General features: G+C 56.4%; 22 protein-coding genes. 15 read left to right on the top strand and 7 right to left on the bottom strand.

What is annotated here, in order from left to right; translation table 11 throughout:
- The first annotated feature begins 2 nt into the window (after window positions 1–2).
- From purF to hisP, 7 genes are all read left to right on the top strand, one after another.
- Complete coding sequence (purF, locus tag NI40_RS15735; protein ID WP_024908947.1) at window positions 3–1,520, top strand: amidophosphoribosyltransferase; 1,518 nt, start codon at window positions 3–5, stop codon at window positions 1,518–1,520.
- 89 nt (window positions 1,521–1,609) lie between these two features.
- The gene (locus NI40_RS15730) at window positions 1,610–2,179 is read left to right on the top strand and encodes a UbiX family flavin prenyltransferase (protein WP_029740194.1); all 570 of its coding nucleotides are present in this window, start codon (window positions 1,610–1,612) and stop codon (window positions 2,177–2,179) included.
- A gap of 291 nt (window positions 2,180–2,470) precedes the next feature.
- Entirely contained in the window at window positions 2,471–3,253 is a 783-nt protein-coding gene (gene argT / locus NI40_RS15725) for a lysine/arginine/ornithine ABC transporter substrate-binding protein ArgT (protein ID WP_023312560.1), read from the top strand.
- A 226-nt stretch (window positions 3,254–3,479) separates the two neighbouring features.
- Complete coding sequence (hisJ, locus tag NI40_RS15720; protein WP_039263232.1) at window positions 3,480–4,262, top strand: histidine ABC transporter substrate-binding protein HisJ; 783 nt, start codon at window positions 3,480–3,482, stop codon at window positions 4,260–4,262.
- An 88-nt stretch (window positions 4,263–4,350) separates the two neighbouring features.
- Window positions 4,351–5,037: a histidine ABC transporter permease HisQ gene (locus NI40_RS15715; RefSeq protein ID WP_023336422.1), complete on the top strand. Its 687-nt coding sequence runs from the start codon at window positions 4,351–4,353 to the stop codon at window positions 5,035–5,037.
- Window positions 5,034–5,750, top strand: a complete 717-nt coding sequence (locus NI40_RS15710) for an ABC transporter permease (protein WP_008502590.1) — start codon at window positions 5,034–5,036, stop codon at window positions 5,748–5,750. Before NI40_RS15715 ends, NI40_RS15710 begins: the two co-directional genes overlap by 4 nt.
- Before the next feature lie 8 nt (window positions 5,751–5,758).
- Entirely contained in the window at window positions 5,759–6,532 is a 774-nt protein-coding gene (gene hisP / locus NI40_RS15705) for a histidine ABC transporter ATP-binding protein HisP (protein ID WP_023312558.1), read from the top strand.
- A gap of 161 nt (window positions 6,533–6,693) precedes the next feature.
- On the opposite strand, the gene NI40_RS15700 is transcribed toward hisP, so the two are convergent.
- The 4 genes from NI40_RS15700 to yfcG all read right to left on the bottom strand — a co-directional run bounded on the left by NI40_RS15700 (window position 6,694) and on the right by yfcG (window position 9,237).
- The gene (locus NI40_RS15700; RefSeq protein ID WP_039263231.1) at window positions 6,694–7,212 is read right to left on the bottom strand and encodes a GNAT family N-acetyltransferase; all 519 of its coding nucleotides are present in this window, start codon (window positions 7,210–7,212) and stop codon (window positions 6,694–6,696) included.
- Window positions 7,213–7,256: 44 nt separating this feature from the next.
- On the bottom strand, window positions 7,257–8,150 hold the full coding sequence (locus NI40_RS15695) for a TIGR01777 family oxidoreductase (RefSeq protein ID WP_033146089.1): 894 nt from the start codon (window positions 8,148–8,150) through the stop codon (window positions 7,257–7,259).
- A gap of 13 nt (window positions 8,151–8,163) precedes the next feature.
- A complete protein-coding gene (folX, locus tag NI40_RS15690) occupies window positions 8,164–8,532 on the bottom strand; it encodes a dihydroneopterin triphosphate 2'-epimerase (RefSeq protein WP_023312555.1) in 369 nt (122 codons plus the stop codon).
- 75 nt (window positions 8,533–8,607) lie between these two features.
- The gene (gene yfcG / locus NI40_RS15685) at window positions 8,608–9,237 is read right to left on the bottom strand and encodes a GSH-dependent disulfide bond oxidoreductase (RefSeq protein WP_039263230.1); all 630 of its coding nucleotides are present in this window, start codon (window positions 9,235–9,237) and stop codon (window positions 8,608–8,610) included.
- 140 nt (window positions 9,238–9,377) lie between these two features.
- On the opposite strand from yfcG, the gene yfcF reads away from it, so the two are divergent.
- Genes yfcF through yfcD form a run of 3 tightly spaced genes read left to right on the top strand, consistent with a single transcriptional unit; the run spans window position 9,378 to window position 11,240 of the window.
- On the top strand, window positions 9,378–10,022 hold the full coding sequence (gene yfcF, locus NI40_RS15680) for a glutathione transferase (protein WP_032643441.1): 645 nt from the start codon (window positions 9,378–9,380) through the stop codon (window positions 10,020–10,022).
- Window positions 10,023–10,078: 56 nt separating this feature from the next.
- Window positions 10,079–10,630 carry a phosphodiesterase gene (yfcE, locus tag NI40_RS15675; RefSeq protein WP_039263228.1) on the top strand — a complete coding sequence of 184 codons (552 nt, stop codon included), beginning with the start codon at window positions 10,079–10,081 and terminating at the stop codon, window positions 10,628–10,630.
- Window positions 10,631–10,685: 55 nt separating this feature from the next.
- Entirely contained in the window at window positions 10,686–11,240 is a 555-nt protein-coding gene (yfcD, locus tag NI40_RS15670) for an NUDIX hydrolase YfcD (protein WP_023312551.1), read from the top strand.
- Between the two features lie 3 nt (window positions 11,241–11,243).
- Here yfcD and NI40_RS15665 read toward each other — a convergent pair whose 3' ends face one another.
- The gene (locus NI40_RS15665; protein WP_029741925.1) at window positions 11,244–12,263 is read right to left on the bottom strand and encodes a LacI family DNA-binding transcriptional regulator; all 1,020 of its coding nucleotides are present in this window, start codon (window positions 12,261–12,263) and stop codon (window positions 11,244–11,246) included.
- A 234-nt stretch (window positions 12,264–12,497) separates the two neighbouring features.
- Here NI40_RS15665 and NI40_RS15660 point away from each other — a divergent pair, with 234 nt between their 5' ends.
- The 5 genes from NI40_RS15660 to NI40_RS15640 all read left to right on the top strand — a co-directional run bounded on the left by NI40_RS15660 (window position 12,498) and on the right by NI40_RS15640 (window position 16,480).
- Window positions 12,498–12,941: a PTS sugar transporter subunit IIA gene (locus NI40_RS15660; RefSeq protein WP_039263227.1), complete on the top strand. Its 444-nt coding sequence runs from the start codon at window positions 12,498–12,500 to the stop codon at window positions 12,939–12,941.
- An 80-nt stretch (window positions 12,942–13,021) separates the two neighbouring features.
- Window positions 13,022–13,294: a PTS sugar transporter subunit IIB gene (locus NI40_RS15655; RefSeq protein ID WP_003861447.1), complete on the top strand. Its 273-nt coding sequence runs from the start codon at window positions 13,022–13,024 to the stop codon at window positions 13,292–13,294.
- A gap of 21 nt (window positions 13,295–13,315) precedes the next feature.
- Window positions 13,316–14,707, top strand: a complete 1,392-nt coding sequence (locus tag NI40_RS15650; RefSeq protein ID WP_039263226.1) for a PTS ascorbate transporter subunit IIC — start codon at window positions 13,316–13,318, stop codon at window positions 14,705–14,707.
- A complete protein-coding gene (locus NI40_RS15645; protein WP_033146083.1) occupies window positions 14,704–15,534 on the top strand; it encodes a transketolase in 831 nt (276 codons plus the stop codon). Before NI40_RS15650 ends, NI40_RS15645 begins: the two co-directional genes overlap by 4 nt.
- Complete coding sequence (locus NI40_RS15640; RefSeq protein ID WP_023312546.1) at window positions 15,527–16,480, top strand: transketolase family protein; 954 nt, start codon at window positions 15,527–15,529, stop codon at window positions 16,478–16,480. The genes NI40_RS15645 and NI40_RS15640 overlap by 8 nt, the downstream gene beginning before the upstream one ends.
- A 74-nt stretch (window positions 16,481–16,554) precedes the next feature.
- On the opposite strand, the gene pta is transcribed toward NI40_RS15640, so the two are convergent.
- Together pta and ackA are read right to left on the bottom strand one after the other, a co-directional pair.
- A complete protein-coding gene (pta, locus tag NI40_RS15635; RefSeq protein ID WP_039263225.1) occupies window positions 16,555–18,696 on the bottom strand; it encodes a phosphate acetyltransferase in 2,142 nt (713 codons plus the stop codon).
- 76 nt (window positions 18,697–18,772) lie between these two features.
- The gene (ackA, locus tag NI40_RS15630) at window positions 18,773–19,975 is read right to left on the bottom strand and encodes an acetate kinase (RefSeq protein ID WP_033146081.1); all 1,203 of its coding nucleotides are present in this window, start codon (window positions 19,973–19,975) and stop codon (window positions 18,773–18,775) included.
- Window positions 19,976–20,041: the final 66 nt, after the last annotated feature.

Raw genomic sequence — 20,041 nt, 5'->3', positions numbered from 1 at the left:
GAATGTGCGGTATTGTCGGTATCGCCGGTTTCATGCCGGTAAACCAGTCGATTTATGACGCGTTAACGGTGCTTCAGCACCGTGGGCAGGATGCTGCGGGTATCATCACCATTGATGCAAACAACTGCTTCCGTTTACGCAAGGCGAATGGCCTGGTAAACGATGTGTTTGAAGCCCGCCATATGCAGCGTCTGCAAGGTAATATGGGGATCGGTCACGTTCGTTATCCTACTGCTGGCAGTTCCAGCGCCTCCGAGGCACAGCCTTTCTACGTCAACTCACCGTATGGCATCACCCTTGCTCATAACGGCAACCTGACCAACGCGCATGAGCTGCGTAAAAAGCTGTTCGAAGAGAAACGTCGCCACATTAACACCACCTCTGATTCTGAAATCCTGCTCAATGTGTTCGCCAGCGAGCTGGATAACTTCCGTCACTATCCGCTGGAAGCAGACAACATCTTTGCTGCGATTGCCGCGACCAACCGCCAGATCCGCGGCGCGTACGCCTGCGTGGCGATGATTATCGGACACGGCATGGTGGCCTTCCGCGATCCAAACGGCATTCGTCCCCTGGTGCTCGGCAAGCGCGACCTTGGCGATGGCCGTACCGAATATATGGTTGCCTCTGAGAGCGTGGCGCTGGATACCCTGGGCTTTGAGTTCCTGCGTGACGTTGCGCCGGGCGAAGCGGTCTATATCACCGAGAAGGGCCAGCTGTTTACCCGCCAGTGTGCCGATAACCCGGTCAGCAACCCGTGCCTGTTTGAATACGTTTACTTCGCCCGCCCGGATTCCTTCATCGACAAGATTTCCGTCTACAGCGCGCGCGTCAACATGGGCACCAAGCTGGGCGAGAAGATTGCCCGCGAGTGGGACGATCTCGACATCGACGTGGTTATTCCTATTCCGGAAACCTCCTGCGATATCGCGCTGGAGATCGCCCGCATCCTGGACAAGCCATACCGTCAGGGCTTCGTGAAGAACCGCTACGTTGGCCGCACCTTTATCATGCCGGGCCAGCACCTGCGCCGTAAGTCCGTGCGCCGCAAGCTGAACGCCAACCGCGCGGAATTCCGCGACAAGAACGTTCTGCTGGTGGATGACTCCATCGTTCGCGGCACCACCTCTGAGCAGATTATCGAGATGGCGCGCGAAGCGGGTGCGAAGAAAGTCTACCTGGCCTCTGCTGCGCCGGAGATTCGCTTCCCGAACGTGTACGGCATCGATATGCCAACCGCCAACGAGCTGATCGCTCACGGGCGTGAAGTGGATGAAATTCGCCAGATCATCGGTGCCGACGGCCTGATTTTCCAGGATCTAAACGATCTCATCGACGCGGTGCGCGCCGAGAACCCGGAAATCCAGCAGTTTGAATGTTCCGTGTTCAACGGTATTTACGTGACCAAAGACGTTGACCAGCAGTATCTCGACTATCTTGATTCGCTGCGCAACGACGATGCGAAAGCCGTTCAGATGCAGAACGATCTTGAAAGCTTAGAGATGCACAACGAAGGTTGATGCTCCGGCAGGTGAGGGCGAATGCCCTCACTTGCAACTCCCCGCAAAATCCTGCACAGTCTGCCCTGAAATCAGTAAGGGCGAAAATCATGAAACGACTCATTGTTGGGCTCAGCGGCGCCAGCGGCGCGATTTACGGCGTACGTCTGTTACAGGTTCTGCGTAACGTGGCGGAAGTCGAGACCCATCTGGTGATGAGCCAGGCGGCGCGGCAGACCCTCTCTCTGGAAACCGATCTCTCCCTGCGCGATGTTCAGGCACTGGCGGACGTGGTTCACGATGCCCGTGATATCGCCGCCAGCATCTCCTCAGGCTCGTTTAAAACGGCCGGCATGGTTATCCTGCCCTGTTCAATTAAAACGCTCTCCGGCATTGTGAACAGCTATACCGACACCCTGGTGACGCGCGCGGCGGATGTGGTGCTGAAGGAGCGTCGTCCTCTGGTGCTCTGCGTGCGGGAAACGCCGCTGCATCTCGGCCATCTGCGTTTAATGACCCAGGCCGCCGAGCTTGGGGCCATCATCATGCCGCCGGTTCCGGCGTTTTATCATCGCCCGACCTCGCTGGACGACGTGATTAATCAGACCGTCAACCGCGTGCTGGATCAGTTTGACATCGACCTGCCCGAAGATCTCTTCACCCGCTGGCAAGGGGCCTGAATCTGTGCACAAACAGAGTGCATGAAAAGAGACGTTGCCCTGTTTCAGGGCAATTATGCAACGGCGATCATATCCTCGACATTTAATTCGTTTTTTCCCTTTTTCTCTTTCCGGTTCGTTCGGCAGACCTGCTATCTTTCACCATTAAGGCAATATCGCAACGTTTTATTAACATATTTAACGTCGAAGTTTTGACCAGACGGCAATGTGGCATAAGACCTGCAAGATGAAGCCTGCAACACAACACACAACGCAATACATAATAAAATCACGGTACTTGAGGGTAAATGTATGAAGAAGACGGTTCTGGCTCTGTCTTTGCTCGTGGGGTTAAGTGCGGCAGCAGGTAGCTACGCAGCGCTTCCACAGACGGTTCGTATCGGTACAGACGCAACCTACGCGCCATTCTCTTCCAAGGATGCGAAAGGCGATTTCGTGGGGTTTGATATCGATCTGGGAAATGAAATGTGCAAACGCATTGCGGTGAAATGCACATGGGTGGGCAGCGACTTTGACGCGTTAATCCCGTCGCTGAAAGCCAAGAAAATCGACGCCATTATCTCTTCTCTCTCCATCACCGAAAAACGCCAGCAGGAGATTGCCTTCTCTGACAAGCTCTACGCCGCGGATTCTCGCCTGATTGCGCCAAAAGGCTCCCCGATTAAGCCCACCATCGACTCGCTGAAAGGCAAGCATGTTGGCGTGCTTCAGGGTTCGACGCAGGAAGGTTATGCCAATGCGACCTGGCGTGAGAAGGGCGTAGACGTGGTAGCTTACCAGAACCAGGATCTTATTTACTCTGACCTGGCCGCAGGCCGTCTGGATGCGGCATTCCAGGATGAAGTCGCCGCGAGCGAAGGCTTCCTGAAACAGCCTGCGGGTAAAGACTATGCGTTTGCGGGCCCGTCGGTAAAAGACAAAAAATACTTTGGTGACGGCACCGGTATTGGCCTGCGTAAGGATGATACCGAGCTGAAAGCCGCCTTTGACAAAGCCTTTGCAGAGCTGCGTAAAGACGGTACTTACGACAAACTGGCGAAGAAATACTTCGACTTCAACGTATACGGTGAATAATGCCTGACGCTAACGCACCGCAAAGGTGCGTTGCGGGAGCGGTTGACCCAATGCGGTGCATTTATTGCACCGTATTGGATCGCTTTGTGCATACTTACGCATTTATAATGCAAAAATTCCCGACTGAAGGGCATTAGTCTTTGCCTGAAAGAGGGGATTAATGGCACATTAGCACCACCCCGTCGTCGTAAAAATCCCGTATGAAGACAGTTTGTTGAGGACAAATATGAAAAAACTCGTGTTGTCACTATCTCTGGTGCTGGCCTTTTCCAGCGCCACCGCGGCATTCGCAGCCATTCCGCAGAAAATTCGGATTGGTACCGATCCAACCTATGCGCCGTTCGAATCGAAGAATTCAAAGGGTGAACTGGTCGGTTTTGACATCGATCTGGCCAATGAGCTGTGCAAACGCATCAAAGCACAGTGTACCTACGTTGAGAACCCGCTGGATGCGCTGATCCCGTCCCTGAAAGCGAAAAAAATCGACGTAATCATGTCCTCTCTCTCCATCACCGAAAAACGCCAGCAGGAGATTGCCTTCTCCGACAAACTCTACGCGGCCGATTCTCGTCTGGTGGTGGCTAAAGCTTCTGACATTCAGCCAACGCTGGAGTCCCTGAAAGGCAAACGCGTCGGCGTGCTGCAGGGCACCACGCAGGAAACCTACGGCAACGAACATTGGGCGCCGAAGGGGATTGAAATCGTCTCCTATCAGGGCCAGGAAAATATCTACGCTGACCTGACGGCAGGCCGAATTGATGCGGCATTCCAGGATGAAGTCGCGGCAAGCGAAGGCTTCCTGAAAACGCCGGTGGGTAAAGATTACAAGTTTGGCGGCCCGTCTATTAAGGACGTGAAGTTGTTTGGTGTGGGTACCGGCATGGGCCTGCGCAAAGAAGACAACGAGCTGCGTGAGGCGCTGAACAAAGCGTTTGCTGAAATGCGCGCTGACGGCACCTACGACAAGCTGGCGAAAAAGTACTTTGATTTTAATGTTTACGGCGGCTAATCGCCCCGTCAAATAACGTGCGGCCCCTCCCGATGCGGGAGGGGAAAAGACACGGTTCCACCACTCACGATACGACAGGGCTCGCGGTATGCTGTACGGATTTTCTGGCGTTATTTTACAGGGCGCGCTTGTCACCCTTGAGCTGGCTATCAGCTCCGTGGTGCTGGCGGTGCTGATAGGTCTGGCGGGCGCAGGGGCGAAGCTTTCGGCTAACAAACCGCTGGCGCTTATTTTTGAAGGCTACACCACGCTTATTCGCGGCGTTCCCGATCTGGTGCTGATGCTGCTTATCTTTTACGGTCTGCAGATTGCGTTGAACAGCGTAACGGACGCGATGGGTATGGGACAAATTGATATCGACCCGATGGTGGCCGGTATTATTACCCTCGGTTTTATCTACGGTGCCTACTTCACCGAAACCTTCCGCGGTGCCTACATGGCCGTGCCGAAAGGACACATTGAGGCGGCAACCGCATTTGGTTTTACCTCTTCACAAACGTTTCGTCGGATTATGTTCCCGGCCATGATGCGCTATGCGCTGCCGGGTATCGGCAACAACTGGCAGGTTATCCTCAAAGCGACAGCGCTGGTCTCGCTGCTCGGTCTGGAAGACGTCGTGAAAGCGACTCAGCTGGCGGGCAAGAGCACCTGGGAGCCGTTCTACTTTGCGGTGGTCTGCGGCGTGATTTATCTGGTCTTTACGACCGCCTCCAATGGTGTGCTGCTTCTGCTCGAGCGTCGCTACTCCGTGGGTGTGAAGAGGGCTGACCTGTGATTGAGATTATTCAGGAATACTGGAAATCGCTGCTGTGGACGGATGGCTACCGCTTTACCGGCGTGGCGATTACGCTCTGGCTGCTGATCTCCTCCGTGGTGATGGGCGGCATTCTGGCGGTGTTTCTTGCTATTGGCCGCGTGTCGAACAATAAATTTATCCAGTTCCCGATCTGGCTGTTTACCTACGTGTTTCGCGGTACGCCGCTGTACGTGCAGCTGCTGGTGTTCTATTCGGGGATGTATACGCTTGAGATCGTAAAAGGCACTGAGATGCTGAATGCGTTCTTCCGCAGCGGTCTGAACTGTACGGTGCTGGCGTTGACGCTCAACACCTGCGCCTACACCACCGAGATTTTCGCCGGGGCAATTCGCTCTGTCCCTTACGGTGAGATTGAAGCGGCGCGCGCGTACGGCTTTTCCTCGGTGAAGCTTTATCGCTGCATTATTCTGCCGTCGGCACTGCGTATCGCGTTACCGGCGTACAGTAACGAAGTGATTTTGATGCTGCACTCCACCGCGCTCGCCTTTACCGCGACGGTGCCGGATCTGCTCAAAATCGCGCGCGATATTAACTCCGCGACCTATCAGCCGTTTACCGCGTTTGGCATTGCGGCGGTGCTCTATTTAATTATCTCTTATGTTCTGATTAGCCTGTTCCGTAAGGCTGAAAAACGCTGGTTGCAGCATATAAAACCTTCTTCGACGCACTGAGAAAGATGATGGCTGAGAACAAATTAAACGTTATTGATTTGCACAAACGCTACGGCGAACATGAAGTGCTGAAAGGGGTGTCGCTGCAGGCGAATGCGGGCGACGTGATCAGTATTATCGGCTCATCCGGCTCGGGTAAAAGTACCTTCCTGCGCTGCATTAACTTCCTCGAAAAACCGAGCGAAGGCTCGATTGTGGTGAGCGGGCAGAATATTAACCTGGTCCGTGATAAAGACGGCCAGCTGAAGGTCGCGGATAAGCACCAGCTGCGACTGCTGCGTACGCGCCTGACGATGGTGTTCCAGCACTTCAACCTCTGGAGCCACATGACGGTGCTGGAGAACGTGATGGAAGCACCGATTCAGGTGCTGGGCCTGAGCAAGCAGGAAGCCCGCGAGCGCGCGGTGAAATACCTGGCGAAAGTGGGTATCGACGAGCGCCAGCAGATGAAATACCCGGTGCATCTCTCCGGCGGTCAGCAGCAGCGCGTCTCCATCGCGCGCGCGCTGGCGATGGAGCCCGAGGTGCTGCTGTTCGACGAACCGACTTCCGCGCTGGACCCTGAACTCGTTGGCGAAGTGCTGCGCATCATGCAGAAGCTGGCCGAAGAGGGCAAAACGATGGTGGTGGTGACGCACGAGATGGGCTTCGCCCGTAACGTCTCGAACCACGTTATCTTCCTGCATCAGGGGAAAATTGAAGAGCAGGGCCACCCGGACGAGGTGCTGGCGAACCCGCAAAGCCCGCGCCTGCAGCAGTTCCTGAAAGGATCTCTGAAGTAAAGAGGGCATCAGCCCGGAGTGCAGCCCAATCGCGCGGTGACGCTTCGCTTACCGGGCCTACGGACTGGGTGTTCTCCCTCTCCCTGTGGGAGAGGGTTGGGGTGAGGGCATCAGCCCGCAGTGCAGCCAATCGCCCGGTAGCGCTTCGCTTACCGGGCCAACTAATTCCGATGCCGGCCGGCATACTCCAGCCGATACACCCAGTCGTCATAGCGCACGCCGTCAATTTCATACGCCTTTTCCAGCACCTGCGTGCGCACAAACCCGGCTTTCTCCAGCACCCGCACCGAACCGCCGTTATCTGCCAGCACGTACGCGTTAATCGCTTTCACGCTGGTCTGGTTAAACGCGTAATCACACACCGCGCGCAGCGCCTCGCTGGCAATCCCTTTTCCCTGCGCGGCAGGCACAACCGTATAGCCAATATCGGCCTCTTCACGATTCTCAGGGCTGATTTGCAGGCCGATATCGCCCAGCGGCGTATCGTCCTCCAGAGAGCGGATCACAAAGACATGCTCCGCCATCAGGCGTGCGGCAAACGTGCGTCGGGTCTCTTTTTCCGGCGCGATGGCGGCCATGTAGCGCATGATGCTGCGATCTTCACGCAGCGAACGGAAGAAGGCCCAGTCAGTGGGTTCGAAAGGAGTGAGGTGAAGCCGGGGTGTGGTGATGGTTGCCATTGTTACGCCATTTCTTCGGAACATGGCCTGTCACTGTAACATATTCACCGCACCACATCCCCCAGCGCCTCTTCTAATTCATACCAGCGGAACGCAAAGCCGGCCGCTTCCAGCCGTTTTGGCAGCGCCCGCTGTCCGCCTAGTACAAGCACGGACGCTTCACCCATCATCAGGCGAATGACCGTGGCAGGCACGCGCAAAATCGCCGGGCGGTGCAGGGCATGACCCAGCGCGTGGGCGAACTGTTCGTTACGCACCGGATACGGCGCAACCATGTTAAACGGCCCGCGCAGATCGTTATCCAGCAGCCAGAGAATACCGTTGACCATATCGTCGATATGGATCCAGGCCAGATACTGACGGCCATTACCGATCGGCCCACCGAGTCCAAGCCGGAAAGGGGGAAGCATCTTCGCCAGAATGCCGCCCTTCGGCGCAAGCACGACGCCGGTCCGCAGCAGGCAGACGCGGGTACGATCGCTCTGCGCCGCGCAGGCGATACGCTCCCACTGGGCGCAGAGCTTATGGGTAAACTCGTTATGCGGCGGCTCTTCCTCGGTCACCACCACCTCGCCGAGATCGCCGTAATAGCCCACGGCTGAACCCGAAATCAGCACCGAAGGCGGCGTGTGGCTATTGCGGATCAGCTCGACCAGCTTTTCGGTGATGTTCCACCGGCTGCTGCATAACAGCTGTTTTTGCTCTTCCGTCCAGCGCTTATCGGCGATGGGTTCCCCCGCGAGGTTAATGACGGCGTCGAAGCCGTCCAGATTTTGCTGCTCGGCCAGATTTTTCCAGATATCGATACCCGCCCCCAGCACCTGGCGCGCTTTCTCCGGGCTGCGCGTGACCACGGTAATGTCGTGATGCAAGGCCTGCAGACGCGCAATGAGGTGACGACCAATAAGGCCCGTGCCGCCGGTCAGCAAAATCTTCATACAACCTCCAGGATTACGCCTGGCGTCGCCAGCTTAGCGTCATGGAGACGGAATCGGCGTAGCGCAGGGCGTGAAGTTTATCGATCTCAACTTCAGCATAAGTGACCCAGTGATGTTCGCGTGCGATATCGAGCACATCCTGAGTTAATTTTTCCAGCAGAGAGAAGCGGTTATTCTCCACGTACTGAATGATGTTTTTGGTAATTGTGCGGTAGTTCAGCGCGTCGTTGATGTCTTCGCTGGCCCGCGCTTTGTCTGCGGGATAGTGAATTACCACGTTAATGACAATATCCTGACGGTTGGCGATCTCTTCCTCTTTGATGCCGATGAAGGTGCGCAAGCGTAAATTTTTTATGCGAATAATAGCGTCTGGCTGTGACATTGCAGGTCTTCTCCGTGTCAGTATTTCCTGCTCATCATACATGAGAGGCTCGCAGGCACCCAGCCTCATAGCGGGTTAAATCTGCTGGATTTTTTGCATCGCTCGCTCGGTGGCCGGGCGGGTTCGGATGCGCTCAAACCAGTTGTTCACCGCCGGGTAAGAGGCCAGGTCAATTCGGTGTTTTTCATGCGTATTCACCCACGGCCAGCAGGCGATGTCGGCAATACTGTAATGATCGCCCCCGAGCCACGGCGTTTTCTCCAGCCGACGGTTCAGAACGTCATAGAGCCGTTGAGTCTCAACCTGATAGCGTTCGATCGCGTAGGGAATGGGCTGCGGGGCGTAAGCGGTAAAATGATGATTTTGCCCCAGCATGGGCCCCAGCCCGCTCGCCTGCCAGAAGAGCCATTGCAGGGTATGGTGACGCTCGCGCAGTTCGCCGCTCAGCAGTTTGCCGGTTTTCTCCGCCAGGTAGAGCAAAATTTCACCGGATTCAAACAGGCTCAGCGGCCTGCCCCCGTCCGCCGGCTGGTTATCAATAATGGCCGGGATTTTATTATTCGGCGAGATAGCCAGAAAGAGAGGGCTGAACTGTTCGCCTTTGCTGATATCCACGCGAATGATCCTGTAATCCAGCTCGGCTTCTTCAAGAAAGAGGGTGATCTTATGGCCGTTTGGGGTAGGGGCGTAATAAAGGTCGATCATTCTCAACTCCTGTCCATGCGAATAGTGGTGCCATGACAAATGAGTATAGGTGGTTGTTGTAAATCGTGAGTTTTCATCAAGTGACAGCGAGGCAAAGAGATTATATGTTGAGTAAAAACCGATCAGCCTATGAGGATGTTATGAACCAGCCCGTCATCACGTTGTGGTCCGATGCGAATTTCTTTTCTCCCTATGTTATGAGCGTATACGTTGCGCTGGCCGAAAAAGGGCTCACTTTTACGCTGAAGACCGTCGATCTTGACGGCGGTGAACATCTCAAACCGCAGTGGCAGGGCTACGACCTGACCCGACGCGTGCCGGTGCTGGAGATCGACGGTTTTGCCCTGAGCGAATCGTCGGCGATCGATGAATATCTGGAAGATCGGTTCGCGCCGCCTGAGTGGGAGCGCATCTATCCTCACGATCTGCAAAAACGCGCGCGGGCGCGGCAGATCCAGGCGTGGCTGCGGAGCGATCTGGTGCCAATTCGCGTGGAACGCTCAACGGACGTCGTGTTTGCCGGGGTCAAAAAGCCAGCGCTCAGCGCAGAAGGCCGTGAAAGCGCGCAAAAACTGATTGAAACCGCCACCTCGCTGCTCGCACACGGCAACCCGAACCTGTTCGGCGAGTGGTGCATCGCCGACGCCGATCTGGCGTTGATGCTAAACCGCCTGATCCTCAACGGCGATGAGGTGCCGCAGCTGCTGGTTGATTATGCCGCGTTTCAGTGGCAGCGCGCCTCCGTGCAGCGCTATGTGGCACTCTCGGCTAAGCGCGCGGGCTGATAAGCCCTGACGCTTCAGGTATGATGGGGGCAGTCTGTTTTCCCGAGGAGTGACTGATGAAACTGATGTTTGCGTCGGATATCCATGGATCGCTGCCCGCTATCGAGCGTGTCCTCTCCCTGTTTGCACAAAGCGGCGCGCAGTGGCTGATTATTCTGGGGGATGTCCTCAACCACGGCCCGCGCAACGCGCTGCCGGAGGGCTACGCTCCGGCGCAGGTCGCGGAAAAGCTCAACCCGTACGCCTCGCGCATCATTGCCGTTCGCGGCAACTGCGACAGCGAAGTGGACCAGATGCTGCTGCATTTTCCCCTTACCGCGCCATGGCAACAGGTGCTGCTGGAACAAAGCCGCCTGTTCCTGACGCACGGGCATCTTTTTAGCCCGGATAATCTCCCGGCGCTCGCGGCTGGCGATGTCCTGGTTTACGGTCATACTCATATTCCGGTTGCTGAAAAGCGCGGTGAGATTTATCACTTCAATCCGGGTTCGGTCAGCATACCGAAAGGCGGTTATCCTGCGAGCTATGGCATGCTGGATGGAAATACCCTGAGCGTTATCGCACTTAATGATCAGCAAGTTATTGCGCAGGTAGCGATTAATCCGTAAGTTACACCTCAACTGCAAACGCGCCGAAAGAGCGCTTAGAAGAGAAGGTTTCCCGATGGTGGAGCAGAGTCATTTGGCAAGTACAGAGTGGGTTGACATTGTCAGCGAAGAGAATGAAGTGATCGCGCAGGCCAGCCGCGAACAAATGCGTGCGGAGCGTCTGCGCCACCGCGCAACGTACATCGTTGTGCACGACGGGATGGGCAAAATTCTGGTCCAGCGCCGCACGGACACCAAAGATTTTCTCCCGGGTATGCTGGATGCCACCGCAGGTGGGGTTGTCCAGGCAGATGAAGTGCTGCTGGATTCCGCACGTCGCGAAGCAGAAGAAGAGTTAGGCATCGCCGGTGTGCCGTTTGCCGAGCACGGTCAGTTCTATTTCGAAGACGAAAACTGCCGCGTCTGGGGCGGGCTGTTTAGCTGCGTCTCCCACGGCCCGTTCGCTCTGCAGGAAGAAGAGGTGAGTGAAGTCAGCTGGATGACGCCGGAAGAGATCACCGCGCGCTGCGACGAGTTCACGCCGGATTCGTTAAAAGCGCTGGCGCTGTGGATGACCCGCAACGCCAAAAACGAATCGACCAAATCAGAGAAAGAGGAAGAAGCTGAGTAAGCGTCAGCAACTCTCTCTCAGACACAGACTGGACGCGATGGGCTTTTGATCGCGCCAGTCCCCGTCATTCAGACGCTCCAGTAGCGCTTTCCCGGCTTCAATTCCAATCTTACGATGCGGCACCGCCATCGTCGTCAGCGGCGGCTGACAGACGCGGCTCACGTCGCTATCGCCAAAGCCTACCACCGCCAGATCGTCCGGCACCTTGATTCGCCTGCGCTGGCACTCGTACAGCGCGCCGCAGGCCAGCTCGTCAGAGACGCATACCAGCGCATCCAGCTCCGGCCACGCCAGCAGGAATTCTGGCAGCTGTGCCGCGCCGGTCGAGAAGCTCGGCGGCATCGCCGCGTTAATAACCCGGTTCGGCGACATATGGTGGCGAAGCATGGCTTTGTACCAGCCCTGCAGATGCTGCTGGAAAATCCACTGCTCCTGGTTGGCGCACAGCAGGCCAATATTTTGGTAGCCGCGTTTAATCACCATTTCCGTGAGTTCATACATGGCCGCTACGTTATCAATCCCGATATTCATATCAATCGGGTCGGCGCGCATGGCACCCATTTCCATCACCGGAATAGAGGCATTTTTCAGCCAGTGGCGAACGGTATCGGTATGTTCAACGCTGAGCAGGATTGCGGCGGCAATATTCGATGCCAGCAGCGTCTCCAGCAATTTCTCCTCCTGCTCCAGGCGATGCTGGGATTCAGCCAGCATGATCTGATACCCCGCAGGCTGTAGCACCTGCTGTAGCCCGGCGAACATCTCCGAGCAGCCGGCTTCGGAGAGATTAGGCACCACCATGGCTATCGTCCATGACGACGCCGAGGCCAGCGCGCTGGCGGCAAGATTAGGCATATAACCCAGCTCCTGCACGGCAGCTTCAATTTTTTCACGTAGTTTATCGGAAACCTGTTCGGGCGTGCGGAGTGCACGGGACACGGTCATCGTGCCCACACCGGCAAGCTGTGCGACATCGGCGAGTGTCACTTTACCGGTACTGCGCCGTTTTCGGGTTAGAGACATACACCTTCCTGCTGACCAGACGCGTTCTTCATTTCCTTCGCTTCACGTGACAGGCAGTATACGCCTTAAATCCCTTTTTTTGCTGTGATTTAGCGCCGTGATTGCAATTTGATAGCGCTATCACATTTCTGCATGTTAACGATTGGTAGCGCTATCTTTGTGATCGCGATCGCAGTCATTCAGCGATGTGTTGAATAAAGTTTGCTCATCTTTAGCGTGTAGCGGGAGTGAAAAGTGCTCAAAAAATGGATATATGATACAACCATCACGCTGCAGGATAGCGTGGAAAACTGGCCGCAGGCGCTGGAGCTGTGCGCGACGCCGCTTCTGGATATGCAGGTGATTGAGCCTGAATATGTCACTGCCATCATCCAGCAGCACCACACGTTAGGACCCTATTATGTGCTGGCACCAGGGCTGGCGATGCCGCATGCGCGGCCGGAGGAAGGCGCCAAAGGACTGGGGTTGTCTTTATTAAAACTAAAACAGGGCGTCTCGTTTGGTGCCGGTGAGTTTGACCCTGTCGATGTGATTATTATGCTCGCGGCACCGGATAAACATAGCCATATCGAAATGATATCCGCACTCGCAGAATTATTTTCCAGCGACGAGGATATGGAGAAACTGCATCAGGCGAATACCCTGGAGGAAATTAAAACGATTATTGACCGCTTCTGATTTAATTCTTTAATCCGATTATTCACAACATTACGCGACAGCGTGATGGGGCGTGCTCTACTCAAAATAAGGGGACAACAATGAAAATCATGGCTATTTGCGGCTCCGGCCTGGGCAGCAGTTTTATGGTCGAAATGAATATTAAAAAGGTACTTAAAAAACTGGAGATTGAGGCTGAGGTTGAACATTCCGATCTCTCCTCGGCCACGCCGGGCGCGGCCGATCTGTTCGTGATGGCAAAAGACATTGCGGCCAGCGCCAGCGTGCCGGAAAGCCAGCTGGTGGTGATTAACAACATCATCGACATCAACGAACTTGAAGCGCAGCTGCGCGCCTGGTTCGAAAGACAATAACCCTGATAAGGCGAGGTGGATATGTTTATCCTTGAAACGCTGAATTTCGTTGTTGATATTTTAAAAGTCCCTTCGGTGCTGGTCGGCTTAATTGCGCTTATTGGTCTGGTTGCGCAGAAAAAAACGTTTTCCGACGTGGTGAAAGGAACAATTAAAACCATTCTCGGCTTTATTGTGCTGGGCGGCGGCGCCACGGTGCTGGTGGGGTCATTAAATCCTTTGGGCGGTATGTTTGAGCACGCCTTTACGATTCAGGGCATTATTCCAAACAATGAAGCGATTGTGTCAATCGCGCTGGAAAAATACGGTGCGGCGACCGCGCTTATTATGGCCTTCGGCATGGTGGCGAATATTATCGTCGCGCGCTTTACCCGCCTGAAGTACATCTTCCTGACCGGGCACCACACGTTTTATATGGCGTGCATGATTGGCGTGATCCTGACGGTAGCGGGCTTTGAGGGCGTGGGGCTGGTCTTTACCGGCTCGCTGATCCTCGGCCTGATCATGGCCTTCTTCCCGGCGATTGCCCAGCGCTACATGAAGCGTATTACCGGCAACGATGAGATTGCCTTCGGCCACTTTGGCACGCTGGGCTACGTGCTGTCCGGCTGGATTGGCAGCAAGGTTGGCAAAGGCTCCCGCTCAACCGAAGAGATGAACCTGCCGAAGAACCTGAGCTTCCTGCGCGACAGCTCGATCTCCATCTCCCTGACCATGATGATTATCTACCTGATCATGGCGGTGAGCGCCGGTCGTGAGTTCGTGGAGGCCACCTTCAGCGGCGGTCAGAACTACCTGGTCTACGCCATCATCATGGCGATCACCTTTGCGGCGGGCGTGTTCATCATCCTGCAGGGCGTACGCCTGATTCTGGCGGAAATCGTTCCGGCCTTTACCGGCTTCTCGGAAAAGCTGGTGCCGAACGCGCGTCCTGCGCTGGACTGCCCGGTGGTGTATCCGTATGCGCCAAACGCGGTGCTGATTGGCTTCCTGTTCAGCTTCCTCGGCGGGATTGTAGGGTTGTTCATCTGCGGTCAGTTTAGCTGGGTGCTGATCCTCCCGGGCGTCGTGCCGCACTTCTTCACCGGCGCAACGGCGGGCGTGTTCGGTAACGCCACCGGCGGACGCCGCGGGGCAATGATTGGCGCCTTTGCTAACGGCCTGCTGATCACCTTCCTGCCGGTTCTGCTGCTGCCGGTGCTGGGCGCCATTGGCTTTGCCAACACTACCTTCTCGGACGCCGACTTCGGCGCGGTCGGAATTGTCCTCGGCAACCTGGCGCGCTTCCTGTCGCCGCTTGCCATCACCGGACTGGTTGTGGCGTTGTTCGCGCTGCTGGTGGCGTACAACGTCTTCGCGAAAAACAAACCTGCGGGCGGTAACGCGCAGGAAAACACCGGAGCCAAATCATGAATGAGAAAGAGATAACCGAACTCGCGCGTCAGATCCGTCTTGAGACGCTGAAATCCCTGACGCAGCTGGGCTTTGGACACTATGGCGGCAGTATGTCGGTGGTTGAAACCCTGGCCGTGCTGTACGGCGCGGTGATGAAAATCGACCCGGCGGATCCGGACTGGCCGGAGCGAGACTATTTTGTTCTGTCGAAAGGCCATGCGGGCCCGGCGCTCTACAGCACGCTGGCGATCAAGGGCTACTTCCCGGTGGAAGAGCTGAGCACCCTGAACCAGAACGGCACGCGCCTGCCAAGCCACCCGGACCGTCTGAAAACGCGTGGCGTGGACGCCACCACCGGTTCGCTGGGGCAGGGGATCTCGATTGCCGGCGGTATGGCGCTCTCGCACAGGCTGGCGGGGCGACCGAACCGCGTCTTCTGCATCGTCGGTGACGGCGAGCTGAACGAGGGGCAGTGCTGGGAAGCCTTCCAGTTTATCGCTCATCATCGCCTTAACAACCTGACGGTGTTCGTGGACTGGAACAAACAGCAGCTCGACGGCGAGCTGGACGAAATTATCAGCGCGTTCGACCTGGAGGGGAAATTCCGCGCCTTTGGCTTTGACGTGGCGACGGTGAAGGGCGACGACATCCCGGGACTGCTGGCGGTGACGTCGCGGGTCCCGGCTGCCGACGCGCGTCCGATAGTCGTCATCCTCGACAGCATCAAAGGGCAGGGGGTGCCGTACCTGGAACAGCTCAGCAACTCGCACCACCTGCGGTTGACCGCGGAGAGCAAAGCGGCCCTCAACGAGACGATTCGCCAACTGGAGGCTTCACATGATTAAGGTTGCACCGGCAGGAGAGAAAGACGCCGTTGAGATGCGTAAGGTCTACGCGGGCTTTGTGGCAAAGCAGATTGAGGCGGGAAGCGAGATTATCGCCCTGGAAGCGGATCTGATGAGCTCGATGGCGATGGACGGCGTGGCGCGCGATTATCCGCAGCACGTGATTAACTGCGGCATTATGGAGGCCAACGTCATCGGCACCGCAGCGGGGCTGTCGCTTACCGGGCGTAAACCGTTCGTTCATACCTTCACCGCGTTTGCCAGCCGTCGCTGCTTCGACCAGCTGTTTATGTCCCTGGACTATCAGCGCAACAACGTGAAGGTGATTGCCTCGGATGCGGGCGTGACGGCCTGCCACAACGGCGGAACGCATATGTCGTTTGAGGATATGGGCATCGTACGCGGTCTGGCGCATTCGGTGGTGCTGGAGGTGACCGACGCGGTGATGTTTGAGGACGTGCTGCGCCAGCTTATCGACCTCGAAGGCTTCTACTGGGTACGCACCATCCGTAAGCAGGCGCCGAGCGTATATGCCCCGGGCTCAACCTTCACTATTGGCAAAGGCAACGTGCTGCGCGAAGGAACCGATATAACTCTGATTGCCAACGGCATCATGGTGGCGGAAGCGCTGGAAGCGGCGCGCCAGCTTGAGCAGGAGGGGGTCAGCGCGGCGGTCATCGACATGTTTACCCTGAAGCCCATCGACCGGATGCTGGTGAAAAACTATGCCGAGAAAACCGGTCGCATCGTCACCTGTGAAAACCACAGCATTCACAACGGGCTGGGATCGGCGGTGGCGGAAGTCCTGGTGGAAACCTGCCCGGTACCGATGCGGCGGGTGGGCGTCAAGGAGCGTTACGGCCAGGTGGGGACGCAGGATTTCCTGCAGAAGGAGTATGGCCTGACGGCACATGACATTGTATCGGCGGCGCGAGAGCTGCTGTAAATAAAAAAGGCGACCCGTTAAGTGGTCGCCTTTTTGTTGCCCGGTAAGCGCTAGCGCCACCGGGCTTTTTAACATTACTGCTGCTGCGAAGACTGGATCGCGGTCAGAGCGATGGTGTAGACGATATCGTCAACCAGCGCGCCACGAGACAGGTCGTTCACAGGTTTGCGCATGCCCTGCAGCATTGGCCCGATGGAGATCAGGTCTGCTGAACGCTGCACCGCTTTATAGGTGGTGTTACCGGTGTTCAGATCCGGGAAGATGAACACGGTAGCGCGACCTGCAACCGGCGAGTTCGGCGCTTTGGATTTCGCAACGTCGGCCATTACGGCGGCGTCGTACTGCAGCGGGCCGTCGATCATCAGGTCAGGACGTTTTTCCTGCGCCAGACGGGTCGCTTCACGCACTTTCTCTACGTCGCTACCAGCACCAGAGGTACCGGTGGAGTAGGAGAGCATCGCTACGCGCGGTTCGATACCGAAGGCAATCGCGGAGTCCGCGGACTGGATAGCGATTTCTGCCAGCTGCTCTGCGGTTGGATCCGGGTTGATCGCGCAGTCGCCGTAAACGTAAACCTGTTCAGGCAGCAGCATGAAGAACACGGAAGAAACCAGAGAGCTGCCCGGTGCAGTTTTGATCAGCTGCAGCGGTGGACGGATGGTGTTCGCCGTGGTGTGAACCGCACCGGAAACCAGACCGTCAACTTCGTCCTGCTCAAGCATCAGCGTGCCCAGCACCACGTTGTCTTCCAGCTGTTCGCGCGCAACGGCTTCGGTCATACCCTTGCTCTTACGCAGCTCAACCAGACGGGCAACGTAGCTTTCGCGAACCACTTCAGGGTCAACGATTTCGATGCCAGCGCCCAGCTCAACGCCCTGAGACGCCGCAACGCGGGTGATCTCATCCGGGTTACCCAGCAGCACACAGGTCGCGATGCCGCGCTCTGCACAGATAGCAGCCGCTTTAACGGTACGTGGTTCGTCGCCTTCTGGCAGAACAACGCGTTTGCCCGCTTTACGCGCCAGCTCGGTCAGCTGATAACGGAATGCTGGAGGAGACAGGCGGCGGCTGCGCTCGGAGGTCGCAGTCAGGGATTCGATCCAGTCTGCGTTGATGTAGCCCGCTACGTATTCCTGAACTTTCTCGATACGCTCGTGGTCATCAACCGGCACTTCCAGGTTGAAGCTCTGCAGGCTCAGGGAGGTCTGCCAGGTGTTGGTATTCACCATGAAGACCGGCAGGCCGGTCGCAAACGCGCGTTCGCACAGCTTGCTGACGCGTGGGTCCATCTCGTAGGCACCGGTCAGCAGGATCGCACCGATTTCCACGCCGTTCATCGCGGCCAGGCAGGCGGCAACCAGTACGTCAGGACGGTCTGCGGAGGTTACCAGCAGGGAACCTGCGCGGAAGTGTTCCAGCATGTGCGGAATGCTGCGCGCACAGAAGGTCACGGACTTCACGCGGCGGGTGTTGATGTCGCCTTCGTTAACGATGGTAGCGTTCAGGTGATGCGCCATATCGATTGCACGGGTTGCAATCAGATCGAAGCTCCATGGCACCGCGCCCAGTACTGGCAGAGGGCTGGATTCCTGCAGCTTAGCCGGGTCAACTTTGATGACTTTCGCTTTGGAAGAGTCGTCGAAAATCTCGGACAGGTCAGGGCGAGTACGTCCCTGCTCATCCACCGGTGCGTTCAGCTTGTTCACGATCACGCCGGTGATGTTGGTATTTTTCGCGCCGCCGAAGCTGCTGCGCGTCAGTTCGATACGCTCGTTCAGCTGCTCTGGGGTGTCGGTGCCCTGAGACATCACGAAAACGATCTCTGCGTTCAGGGTTTTCGCGATTTCAAAGTTAAGAGACTGAGCAAACTGGTGTTTGCGCGTCGGGACCAGGCCTTCAACCAGCACCACTTCCGCGTCTTGCGCGTTAGCATGGTAGTTAGCGATGATCTCTTCCATCAGCACGTCTTTCTGGTTGCTGGACAGCAGAGACTCAACGTGGCTCATCTTCAGCGGTTCAGCCGCTGGCAGATTGGAGTTCTTGCGAACGATAGTGGTGGTCTGGTCTGGCGCATCGCCACCAGCACGTGGCTGGGCGATTGGCTTAAAGACGCTCAGACGAACGCCTTTGCGTTCCATAGCACGGATAACGCCAAGGCTGACGCTGGTCAGGCCGACGCTGGTTCCGGTAGGGATCAGCATAATAGTACGGGACACGGTTTATCCTCTTTCGTTACCGCCGCAATTGGGCGGGTTACAAAACAGCACCGCCAGCATTGCTGGCGGTGTGGAATCAGGCAGTCAGGCGGTGCGCGTCTTGCGCAATGACCAGTTCTTCGTTAGTTGGGATAACGAGAGCAGGGCGGGTGCCTTCTTTGTTGATGAAGCCAGACTTGCCGAAGCGGGCAGCCAGGTTACGCTCGTGATCAACGTCGAAGCCCAGAACGCCCAGTTTGCCCAGGGACAGTTCACGAACCATTGCCGCGTTCTCACCGATACCACCGGTGAAGATAACCGCGTCCAGACGGCCGTCCATCAGCGCAGTGTAAGAGCCGATGTACTTCGCCAGACGGTGGCAGTAAACGTCCATTGCACGTTTAGCGTCTTCTTTCTCTGCGTAGTTGTCTTCAACGTAACGGCAGTCGCTGGTGACTTCGGTCAGACCCAGCAGGCCAGACTCTTTGGTCAGCATTTTGTTGATCTGGTCAACGCTCATGCCCAGGGTGTCGTGCAGGTGGAAGATGATCGCCGGGTCGATGTCACCGGAACGGGTACCCATCACCAGACCTTCCAGCGGGGTCAGACCCATGGAGGTATCAACACATTTACCGTTGCGGATAGCAGAAACAGAACCACCGTTGCCCAGGTGGCAGGTGATGATGTTCAGTTCTTCAACCGGCTTGTTCAGAACTTTTGCGGCTTCCTGAGTTACATAGAAGTGGCTGGTGCCGTGCGCGCCGTAGCGACGTACGCCGTGTTCTTTGTACAGGCTGTATGGCAGGGCATAGAGGTAAGACTCTTCCGGCATGGTCTGATGGAACGCGGTGTCGAATACGGCCACGTTTTTGTCTTTCAGATTCGGGAAGGATTTCAGCGCTTCAGCGATACCGATCAGGTGAGCCGGGTTGTGCAGCGGTGCGAAGGACGCAGAGTCCTTGATGCCCTGGATCACAGATTCGTCGATCACGACGGAGCTGGTGTATTTTTCGCCGCCGTGGACGATACGGTGACCAATCGCAGTCAGCTGAGCAGACAGTTCTGGTTTTTGTGCCAGAATAGTGTTAACGATAAAGTTCAGCGCTTCACTGTGAGCGGCGCCTGCACCTAAAGCCGCTTCTTGTTTGCTGCCGTCCATCTTCCACTTGATACGTGCTTCAGGCAGATGGAAACATTCGGCCAAACCAGAGAGGTATTCGTCACCGTTGAGCGCATCGATGATGGCGAATTTCAGTGAGGAGCTACCGCAGTTCAGAACCAGTACTAACTTACTCGACATGGAAGTACCTATTATTGATACGTGGCTAAAAAAACGTCAGTGAGTCTAACAGCGTAACGCATGAGG

Origin of the sequence: Enterobacter sp. E20, assembly GCF_000801755.2 — a bacterium.
Classification (GTDB): Bacteria; Pseudomonadota; Gammaproteobacteria; order Enterobacterales; family Enterobacteriaceae; genus Enterobacter; species Enterobacter asburiae_B.
The sequence above is the reverse complement of the archived record's forward strand: the minus strand, read 5'-3'. Positions and strand labels throughout refer to the sequence as shown.